General features: G+C 61.4%; 2 protein-coding genes. Both read right to left on the bottom strand.

Features of this window, described 5'->3' with window-relative positions; translation table 11 throughout:
• Window positions 1-390, bottom strand: a 390-nt coding sequence (locus EN906_RS33375) for an ATP-binding cassette domain-containing protein (RefSeq protein WP_127375734.1), incomplete at its 3' end; no start/stop codon positions are given.
• Between the two features lie 68 nt (window positions 391-458).
• A complete protein-coding gene (locus EN906_RS33370) occupies window positions 459-1448 on the bottom strand; it encodes an arabinose ABC transporter substrate-binding protein (RefSeq protein WP_027039820.1) in 990 nt (329 codons plus the stop codon).
• Window positions 1449-1641: the final 193 nt, after the last annotated feature.

The following is a 1641-nucleotide window of genomic DNA, read 5'->3' as shown; positions in this document are numbered from 1 at the left end:
GTCGATACCGGCCGATTTCAGCTTGGCGCCGACGTCGTCCAGCATCCGGCGACCGGCGATGATGCCGGCGTTGGCGGGGAAACGACCGAGGCTGAGGTTTTCGGCAACGGTGAGTTCAGGAACGAGTTGCAGTTCCTGATGAATGACAATGACGCCATTGTCGAAGGCATCCCGGGTCGAGGTATAGGCTTGAACCCTGCCGTCAATGCGGATCTCGCCCTGATCGGCATGCTGGTCGCCGGAGAGGATCTTGATCAGGGTGGATTTGCCGGCGCCGTTCTCGCCCATCAGGCCATGCACGGCGCCTTTGTCGACGCCGAACGAGACGTCCGACAGCGCCTTGACGCCCGGATAGGTCTTGGTGATGTGCGAGAAGTCGAGAAAGGACACGAGCCGATCCTTTTGAGCCATGACAAACAGGCGGCGGGATGAGCCGCCGCCTGTTTGTACAGGGAGGATTATTCGATGCCGAGGCCCTGGCGGACCTTCTGGTAGTCGTCACGCTTGGCGAGTGCACCGGAAGTCAGGATCAGCTTCTCCGGTTCCTTGTTGTTGGCAACCCAGTCATACATGTTGAGCGCCGTCTCGTAGCCATGACGCTTCGGCGAGATGATCACGGTGCCGACGAAGCCAGTGGCGGTCGGCTTCTTGAACTCGTTGATTGCGGAATCCGCGCCGCCAATGCCAACGCCGATCACGCTGTCAGCGGGGATGCCGACGCTTTCGGAAGCACGCACTGCGCCGAGCACCGCCTCATCGTTGAGGCCGAAGGAGACCCATTTCTTGATGTCGGCATGGGCGTTGAGCACGACCGTTGCGGCGTTGAGGGCGGCTTCGGTGTCGGTCTTGGCCTGTGGCGCGTCGAAGATGTTCTCGGCCTTGAAGCCGTTTGCCTTCAGCACCGAGATGGCACCTTCGACGCGGTCGACCGCGGTCGGCAGTTGGTCGTAGGAGACGCGGATGGCGCCGACCTCGTCGGCCTTCCAGCCGCGTGCCTTCATTTCGTCGACGATCGCCTGGCCGACGGCTTCGCCGATCTTGGTGGCCGAAATGCCCATATGCGGCACGTCTTCCAGCGCCTTGCCGTCGGCGCCGACCAGACGGTCGTCGACAGTCATCAGCTTGAGATTGTTGGCGGCGGCCTTGGCGACGATGCCGGGGCCAAGCTTCACGTCCGGTGTGCAGACGATGAAGCCCTGGGCGCCCTGGGCGCCGAGATTGTCGATGGCCGACATCAGCTTCTCACCGTCCTCGGCGCCGATCTTGACCAGGGTAAAGCCCTTCTCCTTGGCGGCCTGGTCGGCGAACTTCCATTCGTCCTGGAACCACGGCTCCTCGGGCTGTTTGACGATGAAACCGATCTTGGTGTCCTGAGCATATGCAGCGATGGTCGTGACGGACAGCACGGCAAGCGCGCCCGCGACGAGCGCGGTCTTCAAAAGTCGCATGATTACCTCCCAGCGATAGACCGGGCGCTCAGCCCGGATGCCGGAGTCTCTAATCGCTTTTATCATACTCGTCAATTGATCTGGTATGATAATTAATGTACATGCTCTGACCAGCGATCGCTGGCGCAATTGATCCGCATCCGTTAAGGGCGGACCGGCTGTGCGAAACCAGCGGTTCGCCGCCTTGGAGGAG

Source organism: Mesorhizobium sp. M7A.F.Ca.CA.004.06.1.1 (assembly GCF_003999135.1).
Taxonomy (GTDB): domain Bacteria; phylum Pseudomonadota; class Alphaproteobacteria; order Rhizobiales; family Rhizobiaceae; genus Mesorhizobium.
This window is presented reverse-complemented; position numbering and strand designations above follow the sequence as displayed.